Source organism: Asticcacaulis sp. YBE204, from assembly GCF_000495855.1.
GTDB lineage: Bacteria > Pseudomonadota > Alphaproteobacteria > Caulobacterales > Caulobacteraceae > Asticcacaulis.
Genome location: NZ_AWGF01000009.1, coordinates 171,177 through 186,515 on the forward strand (window position 1 = coordinate 171,177; position 15,339 = coordinate 186,515).

A 15,339-nucleotide genomic window follows, 5' to 3' on the forward strand; every position below is an offset into this window, starting at 1 on the left:
GTTCGCTCTCAGATAAAGACGCGCTTCGGGATGTGGGTGATCCGGCACGCCAGATCGGCTTCGCCGGAAGCGACCACATAGACCTCACCCCCGTCGGCGATGCCGGTCGTAAAGACGACGTCTCTCAGATACATCTGATGCTCGATGGGCTGCGTCAGATCCGGCGCCGCTTCCAGAATGGCGTCCTGACCGGTTTCCAGTATTATGCTGGGGTCGTCCTTATCCAGAAGCGACCAGTAGGTACGGTAGATACCGACGATCTCTTTCGGCTCGACGCCGTGCCACAGGGTCAGCCAGCCCCTGTCGGTCAGGATCGGCGGGGTGCCGCCGCCGATGCGTTCGGTAAGCGTGCCGGAATGGGGACGGATGCCAGGTTTCTCACAGGGCTTCCAGTGCAGGGCGTCCGGCGACATCGCCAGATTGATCGACGGCCCGGCGCGCCAGTTGCTGCCCGGCGGATAGGCGAAATAGAGCGAGCCCAGCGGCCGCGTCTGCGCCCAGTATTTGCCGTCGATCAGACCTTCGAAGATCAGCATGTCCTTGTTCTGGTGGTCGAGGACGATGCCTTCGAACGTCCAGTCGAGGCCGTCGGTCGAGCTGTAGAGGCAGGTCGAATGCCGCTCCGGGCTTACCGAGCAAGTGGTCATCAGCCAGCGGTCGCCGACCCGGCTGATCCGCGCATCTTCGACGCCGTAGCACTGGAAACTGAATTGCGGCTGGATCGCCTTGTCGTAGTGCAGTTCGACGATATCGAGCCCGTCCGGCGTCAATTCGACCGGCAGCAGCCACGACAGCGAGGTCAGGGCCATGACTTTCCATGTATGGCCGTGCAGGGTGAATGTGCGCGGGTCGGCGGTATCGGCATGCTCTACCGGCCAGGCATCGAGCATATAGCGGTTGTCGTCCCAGCGAATGGCGTGGACGTGACCGTCGGCAATCGGTGTGCGCAGGGCTTCGGCAACGCGCACCATCATCAGCAGATTGCCGTTCGGCAAACGCAGCAGACCGGGATTGAAGACGCCCAGAATATAGGTCTCGGCATCGAAATGCCCGGCCAGCGGCGAACGCGACAGATCGATGTCGTCGGGCACCAGAACGAGGCGGTCGATGTCGAATGTCATGGAGGTCACCGGATTACGCCATGCCGCACGGTGTGAGGCCGGTCGTCTGCCAATCTGCCCATCGCCGCATAAACGCAAAATGCGACAAAGGCCGCCAATTGTAAGCATTCGGCATGGACCCCTAACCTGGCTTTGTGGCAAATCAGAATCGATCCAGCACCCTGAATCTCAGGGCTTCAGAATACCCGTATTGGCAGGGTCTATGCGCAGGAAGCGCGCGGCGTTTTCATAGAGAAACTTGCGCTTCTGGGCTGCGGTCAGGCCCGGCGCGTGACGCACCCGGTCAATGGAAAAACTTATGGCTTCCGGCCAGACCATCTGATCCGTACCGTAGAGGATACGGTCTTCGAAACCGGCGTCGATGAAGGCCTGGATGTAGGGCCAGACGTCGCTGTCGCGATAGCCGACGGTAAGGAACCCGAATTCGGCATAGACATTCGGATAGGCCGCCATAAGGGCCAGCATGCGCTCCTTCATCGGATATCCCGCATGGACGACGAAAATCCGCAATCTGGGGTGCTTTACCAGTACCGGCTCCAGTTGCATCGGGTCCGACAGGGCGACGCGGTATTCCGGCGTTGCGAAATAGGTCGTCCCCGGCGCGCCGGGTCCCATGTGGATGCCGACCGGAATATCCAGCTCTTCGGCCAGCGCCCAGTAAGGCTCGAAGCGCGGATCGGCGGGGCCGATGCCGTTATACTGGAAGCTCAGTTCGGACAGGGATTTCAGGCGGCCTTCCGCATGGCGTTTCCGCAGGTCCTCCACGCTCGGCAGTTTGGCGAACGATCCGGCCCCGATCGCCGGGATAAGGCGTTTCGGTTCGTCGGCCAGCCAGCGGTCGACATATTTCGCCGAGCCGCCCGCCACGGCATAGGCGTCGTTCTTGCGCAGTTCGGCCAGGGTTTTTGTGCGCAGTTCGTCGTCCGTCGTGGCCGAGAAGATACGCTTCGGACAATCCGGATTGCCGAACATGCTGCCGAGATAGCCCGGCAGTCCGGCACCGCCCTTACCCGGATCGAGGGGCTTCCACGCGGGAAAGGGCGTGCAGATATAGGAGGGCGGGCCTTCGCCTCCGGCGCCATAGGCGTGGATGTGCATGTCGATGACCGGACCGCGGTCCGGCGCCTCCGTCTGGGCCTGTGCGGCGGTCGCAAGGATGATCAGCAGGTATGGTAATATGCGCATGATTGCCCCTCTTCGACAGAAGGATAACATGGTCGTGCGACATGGCAATCGATTACCTTGCCGGTTCCGCCGAGACGGCGCTGACCAGAGCGCTGAGGATGGCCTCATAGTCGGTCACCTGAAACGTGCGGTTGCCGTCGACCTTGAACTGCGCGATGGCCAGTTCGGTCTTGGCGCTCAACACGCCGTCGGCAGCACCGGGGTCGTACCCCAGTCGCGTCAGCAATTTCTGAATGTTCAGGATCGTGTCCGGATTTGCCCGCGACGAGGCGACCACTACCGGCGACGGGCCTTTTGCCCGATCCGCTTGATTCGCGGGCGGTTTGGTCTGCATCGCCCCCCACACGATTACCGCGACCGCGACGCCGACAAACGCCACGGTGGTTATTTTCAGTCGCTTGTCGCTTCCCAGCGCCGGCATGGTTCCATCTCAGGTATCGATTTTACAGGCGGCAAGGATAGCCTCCGGTCGTGATATCGCAACACAATAGTGGCAGGTCTCGTATTTGCCCCGCGCAAGCGTCATTGCGCTCAATCGCGACTTATAAATTTCCGATATGAATCTGCCTTTTGCGGCCCGGTGTGCAACTTGACGCGGAGAATGAAACACTAGCTAGTGTTTTCCGCGCTGTGTGGCGCAAGCGGAGTGATCCGGACCCGATGTGGTGCCGGCAAGATCCGTATTGGAAAACCTATGATTGGCGGCGAGGCGGGGAAGATGGCCCTTTATCAGGCAGTTCTCGATAACGAAAAGGCCCTTCTGGATGAATGGGTAAAGGAACAGATCGGCGCCTTCAGCCGGCAGGGCGCGATCCGCGAGACGGAGTTGCGCCAGCAGTGCGAGACCTTTCTGCGCCTGTTTGTTCAGGCCATAAGGGACGGCAATACGACCGACCTGCGCACCCCGGAATGGGAGGCGGTGTTGCGGTTTTTGAGCGACGTGTCGAGCAGCCGTGGCGAGCAGGGCTTTTCGCCGTCCGAGACCGCGACCTTCGTCTTTTCGTTCAAGCGGCCGTTGTTCACGGCTCTGGGCAAGGCGCATCAGGACGACGGCAAGGCTTTAGCCGACGCCGTGTGGGAAGCGACCGCCATCCTCGACCGTCTGGGTCTGCATACGATGGACGTCTACCTCAAGACGCGCGAGACAATCATCGCCCGTCAGCAGGAAGACATGCTGGAACTGTCGACCCCGGTGGTCAGTCTTGCCGAAGGCATTCTGGCCCTGCCGGTGATCGGCACGCTTGATAGCGCCCGCACACAGGTGGTCATGGAATCGCTGTTGCAACGCATCGTCGAGACGGGTTCGACTCAAGCGATCATCGACATTACCGGCGTGCCGACCGTCGATACACTTGTGGCGCAGCATCTGTTGAAAACCGTCACCGCCGCCCGCCTGATGGGTGCAGACTGCCTGATCAGCGGCATCCGCCCTCAGATCGCCCAGACCATCGTCCACCTCGGCGTCGAACTCGGCAATGTCACGACCAAGGCGACGCTGGCCTCGGCGTTCGCCGTGGCGCTGGATCGTCAGGGCATGAAAATCGTGCGTAGTAAACCTCAGGCGTAAACCGACTATGGAACGTATCCCTATTCTGCGTATGGGTGACTTCCTGCTGGTCACCATTCAGGTCGACATGCACGATCGTCTGGCCATGACGCTTCAGGACGACCTGACGACGCGTATTTCGAAGACCGGTGCCACCGGCGTGCTGATCGACATTTCGGCGCTGGAAATCGTCGATTCCTTCATCGGCCGGATGATTTCCAATATCTCGGCCATGTCGCGCGTCCTCGACGCTCAGACGGTCATCGTCGGTATGCAGCCTGCGGTCGCCATCACGCTGGTCGAGTTGGGCCTGACGCTGCCGGGCGTGAAGACCGCGCTCGACGTTGAAAAAGGCATGCAGATGCTGAGGGTCATCGGGGGCGGTAGCGTTGTGCCGCCGGAAAGCGATGGCGACGATGATCGTCAGGAGTACTGAGACTCTGCCGATCCGCGCCGAAGCCGATGTGGTGATGGTGCGGCAAAAGGCCCGTGCCGTGGCGACCGAAGCCGGGCTGGGGCTGGTCGATGTGACCAAGCTGGTCACCGCCACCAGCGAACTGGCGCGCAACGCCCTGATCTATGGCGGTGGCGGCACGGCATTGATCGAGTCTCTTCAGGACGGCATACGTAAAGGCGTGAGATTGACCTTCGAAGACCAGGGGCCGGGTATTCCGGACATCGAAAAGGCCATGACCGACGGCTATACGTCGGGCAGCGGCATGGGGCTGGGCCTCAGCGGGGCCAAGCGCCTGAGCAATGACTTTTCCATTCACTCCGTTGTGGGGCAGGGCACGCGCGTCATGATCGCGCGATGGAAATAGACCTGTTCCGCCAGTCTCTGGCCATAACTGTCAAGCAACAGCACGATGTCGGCGACGCCCGCCGTCAGGCGATGAATGCCGGCAAGAATCTGAGCTTCGATGAAACCGTCAATGGCCGGGTCGGCATCGTCGCGACGGAGCTTGCCGGAAATCTGGCCAAGCACGCGGGCGGCGGCACGATCATCCTGCGCGCCGTCAGGGCGGGCGAGGCGCGCGGCCTTGAGATCATGTCGCTGGACGACGGGCCCGGCATGGACCTTCAGCGCTGCTTCGAAGACGGCTATTCGACGGCGGGCAGTCCCGGCACGGGGCTCGGCGCCGTAAAGCGTCTGGCCGACCGGCTGGAAACATATTCTCTGCACGGCAAGGGCAGCGTGCTGGTGGCGCAGGTCTTCACGCCGCCGACGGAGATGCAGGCTTTGAAGCCGGAGGCCTACGATATCGGCGCGATCTGTCTGCCGGTGGTGGGCGAGCGGCTATGCGGCGACGGCTGGCGGGTACGCGAGCGCGAGAACGGCGTCGATATCGTGGTCAGCGACGGGCTGGGCCATGGCCCCCTGGCGGCAGAGGCCAGCGACGTGGCGCTGGACACTTTTGACCGCAAGCCGGGTCAGGACGCGCAAGGCCTTCTGGAAGCTCTTAACGCCGCCATGCGGCCCACCCGCGGAGCGGCGGTGATGACCGCTTCGCTCGATGCCGCACAGGGTCGTCTGACCAGTGCTGGAATCGGCAATATCGCCGGCTATGTCATGACCGTGCCCAAGGCGAAGGGTCTTGTCTCGATGAACGGCATCGTCGGTCATTCCAACGCCAGGGTTAAGGCTTTTTCGACGGATTGCGGGCCGAACGATGTGCTGATCTTTCACTCGGACGGTCTGACCACGCACTGGAAACTCGAAGAATTTCCCGGTCTGGCGCATCGCGCCCCCAGCGTCATTGCGGGGGTGATGTACAAGCATTTTCAGCGCGGTCGCGACGATGCGACCGTCGTCGTCGTCATCAGGAGGGCGTAACCGTGCCCGTGGCCTTGCTCAAGGTGGAAATCCGTTACGAGCAGGACGTCGTCCTGGCGCGCCGCCGCGCGCGTCAGATCGCCGAACACCTCAACTACGCCCCGCAGGATCAGGTGCGCATCGCCACGGCCCTGTCCGAGCTGGTGCGTAATGTATTTCAATATACCCCCGGCGGCCGCGTCGAGTTCGGCCTCGAAGCCGGTGATCCGGGCAAGTTTCTGATCCGCGTCAGCGACCGTGGCCACGGCATTCGCGAGCTTGAGGCCATCATGTCGGGGCAATATGTCTCAAAGACCGGCATGGGCGTCGGCTTGTCCGGCGCCCGGCGGCTGGTCGACGACTTCGCTATCGAGTCCGACACGGGCGGCACGGTCATCGACATCGCCTGTTTTCTGCCCAAACGCGCCCCGCCCGTCACCAAACAAACCGCCGCCCAGATCGGTATGGCTCTGGCCGCCGAAGAACCGCAAAATCCGTTCGAGGAAATGCAGCGGCAGAATCAGGAGCTTCTGGCGGCGCTCGATGAGGTGCAGCGCCAGCAGACGCGCCTGACCCAGCTCAATATCGAGCTTGAGGAAACCAATCGCGGCGTCGTCGCACTCTCAAGCGAACTTGAGCAGCGCGCCGACTACCAGAAACGCGCCTCGGAACTGAAGACCGAGTTTCTCTCGACCATCACCCACGAACTGCGCACGCCGCTCAATTCGATCATCAGCATTTCCAGCATCCTGATCGACCGTCTGGACGGCGACCTGACCGACGAGCAGGAAAAGCAGATCGGCTTCATCCGCAACAGCGCCCGCGAACTGTCGGCCATGGTCAATGACGTGCTCGACCTGGCCAAGGTCGAGGCGGGCAAGGTCGTCATCCGGCCGCGGTCGTTCGAGGTCGATGAGATGTTCCGCGTCCTGCGCGGGATGCTCAAGCCGCTGGTCCTGCCCAACCATCCGGTCGAGCTGATCTTCGAGGACGCGGCGCGTCATCCGCCCCTGATCAGCGACGAAGGCAAGGTGTCGCAGATCCTGCGCAACTTCATTTCCAACGCCCTGAAATATACCCATACCGGCGAAATCCGCGTCTCGGCGCGCAGCGTCGACGACGACTGGGTCGAATTCGCCGTGGCGGATACCGGCATCGGCATCGCGTTAGAGGATCAGGACCGCATCTTCGAGGATTTCACCCAGATCGACGGCGACCACCAGTTGCGCATTCAGGGCACGGGCCTTGGCCTGCCGTTGTCGCGCAAGCTGGCCACCATGCTCGGCGGACAGGTCATGGTCGACAGCGCGCCGGGCGAAGGCTCGACCTTTTCGCTGCTGCTGCCGCGTCATTATGCCGGTATCGAAGGCGTGGAAGAGGCCGCGCCGGACGCCGAACTGACTGGCGTCCGTCAGGCGCGCGTCCTGATCATCGACGACCATACGCCCGACCGCTACGTCATCCGCCGGACGGTCGAGCGCCACGCCGACGAGGTGATCGAGGCCATCGACGGGGCCAGCGGCCTCAGCGCTGCGGTGAGCCGCAAGCCGTTAGCAATTTTTCTCGACCTGAATCTGCCCGACATCCCCGGCGAACACGTGCTGAAGGAACTGAAGCGTCTGCCTGAGACGCGCGATATCCCGGTCATCGTCAATTCGAGCAAGGTGCTGTCCGACGCGCAACTGGACGCCCTTCTGGCCGATGCCGATGCGGTCCTGTCGAAATCCCTGTCCCACGGCGAGCGCAAACGGCGCATCGCCGATATTTTTTCGCGTATAACCCTCCGGCCAAAGGCGGCGTCCCATGCCTGAAACCATCCTCATCATCGACGACACCACGACCAATCGCTACGCCTTTTCGCGCCTGCTGGCCAAGGCGGGTTACGCGACTCTGGAGGCGGCGACCCTGAAAGACGGCATGGCCCAGCTGCTGGCGCAACCGGTCGATCTGGTCATTCTCGACGTCAACCTGCCGGATGGTACGGGCTTCGACATGTGCGTACGCATCAAGCTTCAGCCGCAACTGGCCTCGGTGCCGGTGCTGATGACGTCGGCTCTGTTCATCGAAGGCCGCGACCGGGCGCAGGGGCTGGAATGCGGGGCCGACGGCTATCTGACAACGCCGATCGACGCGCTGGAACTGGTGGCTACGGTGCGCTCGCTGCTCAGGGTGCGCGACGCCGAACACCGGCTGAAAGAGGCGCTGGAAAAGGCGGAAGAGGCCAGTCAGGCCAAAAGCGAGTTTCTGGCCAATATGAGCCATGAAATCCGCACGCCGATGAACGCCATCATCGGTATATCCGGCATATTGGCGCGCACGCCGCTCAATCCTCAGCAGGAAAAATTCGTCACGACGCTCCAGCAAAGCGCCGACTCGCTGCTGGCGCTGGTCAACGACCTGCTCGATATTTCCAAGATCGAGGACAACAAGATCGAGCTGGAGGCCGTGCCATTCCGGCCAACCGATGTCATCGACCGGGTGTTCAAGATGTTGAGCCAGCAGGCCGCCGACAAGGGCATCGGGCTCGTCTACAGGCCGGGCGAAGTGACGGGGAGTTTCATCGGCGATCCTCAGCGCCTGTATCAGATCCTGCTCAATCTGGTCAGCAACGCCGTAAAGTTCACCGAAACGGGCGACGTCAGGGTTGCGCTGTCCGAAACGCCGTCGGGGCCGGATTCGGTCCTGCGCTTCGAGGTTATAGACACCGGCATCGGCATCGCGCCGGAAAATATGGGTCAGATTTTCGAGAAGTTCGTTCAGGCCGAAAGCTCGACCACGCGTCGTTACGGCGGCACGGGGCTGGGTCTGCCGATCGCGCGCAGTCTGGCCGACCGCATGGGCGGCACGCTGGAAGTGTCCAGCCGTCTGGGAGAAGGGACGCATTTCACCCTCATCCTGCCGCTGAAAAAGGACGAGGGTCAGGCGGGTAGGCAAGGTCCGTCGGATCGCGTCGATGCAGAAGTTTCAAAAGGCGGGCGTGTCCTGCTGATCGAGGATAATGCCGCCAATGTCGTCGTCGCTACGGCCCTGCTGGAAAGTTTCGGCTATGACGTCACGGTTGCGGCCAACGGCGTCGAAGGCCTTGACCGGTTGACATCCGAACCGTTTCATCTGGCATTGATGGACGTGCAGATGGACGGCATGGACGGGTTTGAGACCACGCGTCGCTACCGGATGTGGGAAGCGGCGCAGGGGCGTACTCGTCTGCCGATCATTGCCATGACCGCCTATGGCATGGCGGGCGATCGCGAAAAATGCCTGGAAGCCGGGATGGATGACTATCTGGCCAAACCGATAAATATCGCCCAGTTCGAACATTTGCTGGCATCGATCGTAAAATAACCTAATTCGCTGCGAGTCGGCGGCCGCAAAATTCACTTGCCGAGCTAAAAAGTTAGCGCTAACAATTGGGCGTGGCAGGGTGGCGCAAAATGTGTAAAATCGGTGATGACACCGGTGACATTTTATGGCTTAATCTCTGAACAACAAAAAATGGCCGTAGCCGGTCATGGCCTTACAGGGCGAACAAGAGGAACCCAGGACTACATTTTTTCGGTGCATCACCGCAGGATTCCGACTGCCCGCACGATTTAAGCGGCAGGGGTCCGGTGCGCCTCACGCCCCACGCCATTCATTTCCGTTTGCCCGTGCAAAGGTTTGCGCGGCTCCAAGTCACAGTTGAGGTCCGACACGCATGGAAGCCCCCCCAACCTCCGCTCCCGCCGGAGCCACTAAATACCGTTGGGTCGTCGTCGCCCTGCTGTTCACGGCGATGGTCATCAACTATGTCGACCGTCAGACCGTCGGCCTGCTCAAGCCGCATCTGGAGGGGGAATTCGGCTGGTCGGAAACCAATTATGCCGACCTGATCTTCTGGTTCCAGTTCGCCTACGCCATTTCTTATCTCGCTTTCGGGCGCATCGTGGACCGTTTTGGGGCGCGCGTCGGCTTTTCGGTCGCCTTCCTGATCTGGCAGGCGGCGCACATCGCCCACGCCGGTATGTCGTCGCTCAAGGATGCCATCATCGCCCGCGTCTTCCTCGGTATCGGTGAGGGCGGGGCCTTCCCCGGCGGCGTCAAGGCCGTGTCGGAATGGTTCCCCAAGGCCGAACGCGCCTTCGCCATGGGCCTGTTCAATGCCGGGACCAATATCGGTGCCATCGTCACGCCGCTCGTCATCCCGGCAATCACCATCGCCTATGGTTGGAAAGCCGCGTTCATCGTCACCGGGGCGCTGGGCCTGATCTGGCTGCCGATCTGGTGGTTGATGTACCGCCGCCCGCGCGAACACCCCAAGGTCAATGCCGCCGAACTGGCTCACATCGAGCAGGACCCGGTCGTGCAGGTACAGAAAATCTCGTGGCTCAAGGTCATGCGCACGCGTGAAACCTGGGCCTATGCGGCGGGCAAGTTCCTGATCGACCCGATCTGGTGGATGTTCCTGTTCTGGCTGCCGGATTTCCTGCATAAGCGCCACGGCCTCGACCTCAAGACCTTCGGCCCGCCGCTGGTCGCCATCTATCTCTTGTCTGACATCGGTTCGGTGAGCGGCGGCTGGCTATCGTCGCAGTTCATCAAGCGCGGCTGGAGCGTCAACAAGGCGCGCAAGATCACCATGCTTATCTGTGCGACTCTCGCCCTGCCGGTGGGTGCGGCGGCGCTGGCCGACAATCTGTGGGTCGCGGTGCTGATCATCGGCGTGGCGACCGCCGCGCATCAGGGCTTTTCGGCCAACCTCTATACCCTGCCGTCGGACGTGTTTCCGAACGGCGCGGTAGGCTCGGTCGTTGGTATCGGCGGCATGTTCGGGGCCTTCGGCGGTATGGCCATGGCCAAGTATGCGGGCTTTGTGCTCGACAAGATCGGCAGCTATACGCCTATCTTCGTCTATGCGGCGGGCGGTTACTTCCTCGCCCTGCTGGCCGTACACTTGCTTATGCCGAAGATGACGCCGGTCAAGATCCCCGGTGAGGCACAGTCATGAGCCGTCTCGACCGGAGGCAGGTAATGGTGGCGGGCGCGGCCGTTGCCGGTTCCGCCAGCGTCGCCGCCGCCATGGAGCCGATGAAGCCACAGACGAAGGCGAAAGTCTGGACCTTCGACCGGCTGGACCGCATCGGTGGATTGACCCCACGCGTGCAGGGCAACCCGGTGGTGATCGACTCACCGCAGGGTAAGGCCGTGCAGTTCGACGGTGTCGATGACGCCCTGTTTTTTGACGAACACCCGCTGGCCGGGGCGAAGACCTTCGCCTTCGAGGCCATCTTCCGCCCGGACGGCGGTGTGTTCGAACAGCGCTGGTTCCATCTGGCCGAGGTCGATCCGAAAGCCGATCCCAAGGTGGTGCCGAACGGCACGCGCTTCCTGTTCGAAATCCGCGTCGTCGAGGACAAGTGGTATCTCGACACCTTCGTCACCGGACCGGGCTACAAGCAGACCCTGATCTTCCCCGAAAAACTGTTCCCGGTCGGGCAGTGGTATCACGTGGCCCAGACCTATGACGGCACGGCCTACCGCGCCTATGTCGACGGCGTGCTGCAAGGGGAGGCGGCGATCGCCTTCACGCCGCAGGGGCCGGGCCGGTCGTCGGCGGGCATCCGCCTGAACGGCGTCAATCCGTTCAAGGGGGCTATCGCCACGGCGCGCTTCACGCCAAGCTTCGTTCCGCATGAAAAGTTTCTGAAATTACGCAAATAATACCTATCCGGTCCCCATTGGGCCGAAGGAGTCTCCCTATGTCGCACCTCTCGCTTTCCCGCCGCCATCTGCTGTCGAGCGCTGCCGCTCTGGCCGCCGTCGCCGCTACCCCGGTTCTGGCGCAAGCTCAGCCCGCCGACCCCACCGCCATCAAGGCCGCCATGCGCAAGGCAGCGCGTTATATGGTCGATAAGGTCAGCCACGAGGGCGGTTATGTCTGGCAGACCCTGCCGGACCGTTCGCGCGAGTGGGGCGAGATCGAGGCCTATCGGTCGTCGGTGTGGATTCAGAACCCCGGCACGCCGCTGGTCGGTCAGCTCTATCTCGACGCCTATCACGCCACGGGCGACGAATACTTCTACCAAGCCGCCGCCAAGGCCGCCGACGTCCTGATCCGCGGGCAGTTGCCGAGCGGCGGCTGGAACTACCTGTTCGATCTGAAAGGCGAGGCCTCGCTGAAAAAGTGGTACGACACCATCGGCAAGAACGCCTGGCGTCTGGAGGAGTTCCAGCACTATTACGGCAACGGCACCTTCGACGATTCGTGTACCTCCGACGTCGCCAAGTTCATGTTGCGCATCTATCTCGAAAAGAAGAACCCGCGCTACAAGGACTCGCTCGACAAGGTCATCAAGTTCGTCCTCGACAGCCAGTACAAGAATGGCGGTTGGCCGCAGCGCTTCCCGTTGAAAGACGAATTCCACCACCACGGTCGCCCGGACTATACGTCGCTGGTGACCTTCAACGACGACGTGTCGGCGGAAAATATCGAATTCCTGATCATGGTCTGGCAGACGCTGGGCGACAAACGCGCGCTCGACCCCATTGCGCGCGGCATGGACTGCTTCGCCAAGGCCCAGCAGCCGAAACCGCAGGCCGGCTGGGGCCTTCAGCACACGGTCGCCGACCTCAAGCCCACCGGAGCGCGTACCTATGAGCCGCCTGCGATGGTCTCGCACACCACGCAGGGCAATTGCCAGCTGATGATGGACTTCTACGAACTGACGGGCGATCCGAAGTTCATGGCGCGTCTGCCGGAAGCCTTCGACTGGCTCGAATCGATCCGCCTGCCCGCGTCGTTCGACCCGCAGCAGCGCTACCCGACCTTTATCGAGATCGGCACCGGCAAGCCTATGTTCATCCACCGCAAGGGCTCGAACGTCGTCAATGGCGAATACTACGCCAATGGCGATATCAACCGCACCATCGCCCACTACAGCTCCTTCCGCGGCATCAATCCGGCGGCGCTGCGCAAGCGCTACGACGCCTTGATGAAGATCGATCCGGCGGAGCTGACCAAGACCTCGCCGCTCAAGGGCGGTCGCAAGCCGCTGCCGCGCTACTTCACCTTCAAGGAGGTGGGCTTCGAGGATCTGCGCACGGACGCTGTACAAACCGTGAAGCCGTCGACCCCGGATGAGGTGAGCAAGGTCCTGACCTCGGTCGATGCCGACGGCATCTGGCTGACACCGCTCAAATCGACCAGCTACCGTTACACGCGCGACTCGACCGATGCACCGGCACCGGGTGACTATGCGACGACCCACGTCGGGGATGTGACGGATACCTCGGCCTTCACCGATCCCAAACCGTCGCTGGGGATTTCGACGGCGGTCTTCGTGGCCAATATGGGGACGCTGATCCGCGGCCTGCCCACAGTTGCCAAGGCCTAGGGCTGAGACTGAAAAATAAAAACCGGACACAGCCCGCGCTGTGTCCGGTTTTTTAATGCCAGTTGCGACGCGCTCAAGGTGTCACCTCCGCCAGATAGTCGGCGTCGCTGACCTTTTCCATCCACGTCACGGGCACCCCGTCGAGCGCTTCGGTAATGGCGATGTGGCTCATGCCATTGCTGGCGGTCGCGCCGTGCCAGTGCCGCCGATGGCACGGGCAGGATACGACGTCGCCCGCACGAATTTCCTGTTTGGGACCGCCCTCGCACCGCGTCCAGCCGATACCGGAGACGACGATCAGATTCTGACCCAGCGGATGGGTGTGCCACGCCGTGCGTGCGCCGGGCTCGAAGGTGACCAGGGCGCCGGTCACGCGTGAGCCTTCCTGCGCCGGGAAGAGCGGATCGATGCGCACCGACCCCGTAAAATAGGCCTCCGGCCCTTTTTGCGAGGCCTGCCAGTCGATGCGGCGAACGATTTGCATGGGTTTGTCTCCTTTTTGGCCAGATATACAGGATAGGCTTTGCCGCCATTAGCCGCTAAGATGCGCATGGACTTATGATCAGGGCTCATCAATGGCGCGCGAAAATCTGAACGACCTGATGGCCTTCATCGCCGTGGCGCGCGACGGCAGCTTTACCAAGGCCGCCGCCAGACTGGGCGTGTCGCAATCGGCGCTCAGCCATACGCTGCGCGGACTGGAGGCACGTTTGGGCGTGCGCTTGCTGACGCGCACGACGCGCAGCGTGGCCCCGACCGAAGCCGGTGAGCATCTCCTAAACACCATAGGCCCCAAGTTCGACGAGATCGACGCCGAGCTGGCCGCCTTGAGCGACCTGCGCGATACCCCTGCCGGGACGATCCGCATCACCAGCGGTGAACACGCGGCGGAGCATTTGTTGATGCCGGCGCTGGAGAAAATCCTGCCGCTCTATCCTGATATCCGCGTCGAGGTAACGGTCGATCTGGGTCTGACCGATATCGTGTCCGAACGCTACGATGCCGGTATCCGGCTGAGTGAACAGGTAGCCAGGGACATGATCGCCGTGCGCATCGGCCCGGACCTCGAAATGGCGGTCGTGGCGTCGCCCACCTATTTCGAACGGCACCCGCATCCCCTGACCCCGCCGGATCTGATCGCGCACAACTGCATCAATCTGCGGCTGCCGACGCGCGGCGGGCTCTATGCCTGGGAACTGGAACAGGGCGGGCGCGAACTGAACGTGCGCGTCGACGGACAGCTTATCTTTAACACCGGCCGTCAGGTGGTCAGCGCGGCGGTGCGCGGCCTTGGGCTCGCCTGTTTGCCGATGGATGTGGTGCGGGCGGAAATCGACGACGGGCGTCTGATTCGTGTGCTGGCCGACTGGTGTCCGCCGTTTTCCGGCTATCACCTCTATTACCCCAGCCGTCGGCAGAACACCCCGGCCTTTACCGTGTTGCTCGATGCGCTAAGGGCGGCATATCGGCACAAATAACCCCCCTGTTCAGGGGGTGATTGCAAACATAACAACCTTTGTAAATTGCGCGAACGGCGGTTTGGCGGTTTAACTGACTCTCGAAATCCATAAGAACGGTACCCGAGTTCATGACGACCCAGACTCCTCCGGCGCAATTGCTGCTGATCGAAGACGAAGCCGACAGCGCGCGCATCATTCGCGAGACGCTGGAGCCGGAAGGGTTTGTCATCACCTGGTGCGCGGACGGCGAAAAAGGTCTGAGCGAGGCCGGAGAGACGGCCTACGACCTGATCATCCTCGACCGCATGTTGCCGGGGATCAGCGGTATCGAGGTGCTGGCGCAACTGCGCGCCGCGGGCGTACCGACGCCGGTCCTCATGTTGTCGGCCCTGTCGCGCAGCGAAAACCGCGTCGATGGTCTCGAAGGCGGGGCCGACGACTATCTGGGCAAGCCGTTCGATGCCCATGAACTGATCGCGCGGGTCAAGGCCCTGCTGCGCCGCTCGAAAAATCAGGTCCATTCGGCCGTCATGCTGTTCGGCGACATCGAACTGCACGTCAAATCGCGCACCGCCTATCGCGCGGGCAAGCATCTGGCGCTCAGCCCCAAGGAATACGACATCCTCAAGCTGCTCATGGACCACGCAGGCGACACCGTCACCCGCGACATGCTGCTGCAAAAGGTGTGGAAGCTCAATTTCGACCCGCAGACCAATGTCATCGACGTCAATATGAGCCGTCTGCGCAACCGCCTCGAAGAGGGTTTTACCCAGCCGGTGCTGGAAACCGTGCGCGGCGCGGGCTTTCGTCTCCTGCGCGTCCAGACCCCGAAAGCGGGGTAGGG

The 15,339-nt window shown here is 62.1% G+C and carries 15 protein-coding genes; 11 read left to right on the plus strand and 4 right to left on the minus strand.

Going from position 1 to position 15,339, the window contains the following annotated elements; all coding sequences use genetic code 11:
• Positions 1-8: 8 nt before the first annotated feature.
• From AEYBE204_RS31620 to AEYBE204_RS31630, 3 genes are all read right to left on the minus strand, one after another.
• The gene (locus AEYBE204_RS31620; RefSeq protein ID WP_023462561.1) at positions 9-1,121 is read right to left on the minus strand and encodes a glycosidase; all 1,113 of its coding nucleotides are present in this window, start codon (positions 1,119-1,121) and stop codon (positions 9-11) included.
• Between the two features lie 168 nt (positions 1,122-1,289).
• Positions 1,290-2,306, minus strand: a complete 1,017-nt coding sequence (locus AEYBE204_RS31625) for an amidohydrolase family protein (RefSeq protein ID WP_023462562.1) — start codon at positions 2,304-2,306, stop codon at positions 1,290-1,292.
• A gap of 52 nt (positions 2,307-2,358) precedes the next feature.
• Positions 2,359-2,727, minus strand: a complete 369-nt coding sequence (locus AEYBE204_RS31630; protein ID WP_023462563.1) for a peptidoglycan-binding protein — start codon at positions 2,725-2,727, stop codon at positions 2,359-2,361.
• Positions 2,728-3,024: 297 nt separating this feature from the next.
• Between AEYBE204_RS31630 and AEYBE204_RS31635 the strand changes: the two genes are divergently transcribed.
• The 9 genes from AEYBE204_RS31635 to AEYBE204_RS31675 all read left to right on the plus strand — a co-directional run bounded on the left by AEYBE204_RS31635 (position 3,025) and on the right by AEYBE204_RS31675 (position 13,035).
• Positions 3,025-3,873: an STAS domain-containing protein gene (locus tag AEYBE204_RS31635; protein WP_031230746.1), complete on the plus strand. Its 849-nt coding sequence runs from the start codon at positions 3,025-3,027 to the stop codon at positions 3,871-3,873.
• Between the two features lie 7 nt (positions 3,874-3,880).
• A complete protein-coding gene (locus AEYBE204_RS31640) occupies positions 3,881-4,288 on the plus strand; it encodes an STAS domain-containing protein (RefSeq protein ID WP_023462565.1) in 408 nt (135 codons plus the stop codon).
• Positions 4,260-4,673: an anti-sigma regulatory factor gene (locus AEYBE204_RS31645; protein WP_023462566.1), complete on the plus strand. Its 414-nt coding sequence runs from the start codon at positions 4,260-4,262 to the stop codon at positions 4,671-4,673. The genes AEYBE204_RS31640 and AEYBE204_RS31645 overlap by 29 nt, the downstream gene beginning before the upstream one ends.
• Positions 4,664-5,686, plus strand: coding sequence for an ATP-binding SpoIIE family protein phosphatase (locus AEYBE204_RS31650; protein WP_023462567.1), 1,023 nt, complete (start codon positions 4,664-4,666; stop codon positions 5,684-5,686). The genes AEYBE204_RS31645 and AEYBE204_RS31650 overlap by 10 nt, the downstream gene beginning before the upstream one ends.
• Before the next feature lie 2 nt (positions 5,687-5,688).
• The gene (locus AEYBE204_RS31655) at positions 5,689-7,476 is read left to right on the plus strand and encodes an ATP-binding protein (RefSeq protein WP_023462568.1); all 1,788 of its coding nucleotides are present in this window, start codon (positions 5,689-5,691) and stop codon (positions 7,474-7,476) included.
• A complete protein-coding gene (locus AEYBE204_RS31660; RefSeq protein ID WP_023462569.1) occupies positions 7,469-9,007 on the plus strand; it encodes a response regulator in 1,539 nt (512 codons plus the stop codon). Before AEYBE204_RS31655 ends, AEYBE204_RS31660 begins: the two co-directional genes overlap by 8 nt.
• A 352-nt stretch (positions 9,008-9,359) precedes the next feature.
• Entirely contained in the window at positions 9,360-10,649 is a 1,290-nt protein-coding gene (locus AEYBE204_RS31665; protein ID WP_031230754.1) for an MFS transporter, read from the plus strand.
• Positions 10,646-11,362: a LamG-like jellyroll fold domain-containing protein gene (locus tag AEYBE204_RS31670; RefSeq protein WP_031230756.1), complete on the plus strand. Its 717-nt coding sequence runs from the start codon at positions 10,646-10,648 to the stop codon at positions 11,360-11,362. Before AEYBE204_RS31665 ends, AEYBE204_RS31670 begins: the two co-directional genes overlap by 4 nt.
• A 38-nt stretch (positions 11,363-11,400) precedes the next feature.
• Entirely contained in the window at positions 11,401-13,035 is a 1,635-nt protein-coding gene (locus AEYBE204_RS31675; protein WP_023462572.1) for a pectate lyase, read from the plus strand.
• A 73-nt stretch (positions 13,036-13,108) separates the two neighbouring features.
• Here the strand turns inward: AEYBE204_RS31675 and AEYBE204_RS31680 are convergent, their stop codons facing one another.
• On the minus strand, positions 13,109-13,519 hold the full coding sequence (locus AEYBE204_RS31680; RefSeq protein WP_023462573.1) for a cupin domain-containing protein: 411 nt from the start codon (positions 13,517-13,519) through the stop codon (positions 13,109-13,111).
• Positions 13,520-13,610: 91 nt separating this feature from the next.
• Here AEYBE204_RS31680 and AEYBE204_RS31685 point away from each other — a divergent pair, with 91 nt between their 5' ends.
• Positions 13,611-14,513 (plus strand): LysR family transcriptional regulator, encoded by a 903-nt coding sequence (locus AEYBE204_RS31685; RefSeq protein WP_023462574.1) that lies wholly within the window; start codon positions 13,611-13,613, stop codon positions 14,511-14,513.
• Between the two features lie 110 nt (positions 14,514-14,623).
• Positions 14,624-15,337, plus strand: a complete 714-nt coding sequence (locus AEYBE204_RS31690; protein ID WP_023462575.1) for a response regulator transcription factor — start codon at positions 14,624-14,626, stop codon at positions 15,335-15,337.
• Positions 15,338-15,339: the final 2 nt, after the last annotated feature.

Bases quoted from the DNA above. Each gene is read 5' to 3' on its own strand.
- AEYBE204_RS31620 (WP_023462561.1), bottom strand. From the start codon at position 1,121: ATGACATTCGACATCGACCGCCTCGTTCTGGTGCCCGACGACATCGAT.
- AEYBE204_RS31635 (WP_031230746.1), top strand. From the start codon at position 3,025: ATGGCCCTTTATCAGGCAGTTCTCGATAACGAAAAGGCCCTTCTGGAT.
- AEYBE204_RS31660 (WP_023462569.1), top strand. From the start codon at position 7,469: ATGCCTGAAACCATCCTCATCATCGACGACACCACGACCAATCGCTAC.
- AEYBE204_RS31675 (WP_023462572.1), top strand. From the start codon at position 11,401: ATGTCGCACCTCTCGCTTTCCCGCCGCCATCTGCTGTCGAGCGCTGCC.
- AEYBE204_RS31625 (WP_023462562.1), bottom strand. From the start codon at position 2,306: ATGCGCATATTACCATACCTGCTGATCATCCTTGCGACCGCCGCACAG.
- AEYBE204_RS31650 (WP_023462567.1), top strand. From the start codon at position 4,664: ATGGAAATAGACCTGTTCCGCCAGTCTCTGGCCATAACTGTCAAGCAA.
- AEYBE204_RS31690 (WP_023462575.1), top strand. From the start codon at position 14,624: ATGACGACCCAGACTCCTCCGGCGCAATTGCTGCTGATCGAAGACGAA.
- AEYBE204_RS31645 (WP_023462566.1), top strand. From the start codon at position 4,260: ATGGCGACGATGATCGTCAGGAGTACTGAGACTCTGCCGATCCGCGCC.
- AEYBE204_RS31630 (WP_023462563.1), bottom strand. From the start codon at position 2,727: ATGCCGGCGCTGGGAAGCGACAAGCGACTGAAAATAACCACCGTGGCG.
- AEYBE204_RS31665 (WP_031230754.1), top strand. From the start codon at position 9,360: ATGGAAGCCCCCCCAACCTCCGCTCCCGCCGGAGCCACTAAATACCGT.
- AEYBE204_RS31680 (WP_023462573.1), bottom strand. From the start codon at position 13,519: ATGCAAATCGTTCGCCGCATCGACTGGCAGGCCTCGCAAAAAGGGCCG.
- AEYBE204_RS31670 (WP_031230756.1), top strand. From the start codon at position 10,646: ATGAGCCGTCTCGACCGGAGGCAGGTAATGGTGGCGGGCGCGGCCGTT.
- AEYBE204_RS31640 (WP_023462565.1), top strand. From the start codon at position 3,881: ATGGAACGTATCCCTATTCTGCGTATGGGTGACTTCCTGCTGGTCACC.
- AEYBE204_RS31685 (WP_023462574.1), top strand. From the start codon at position 13,611: ATGGCGCGCGAAAATCTGAACGACCTGATGGCCTTCATCGCCGTGGCG.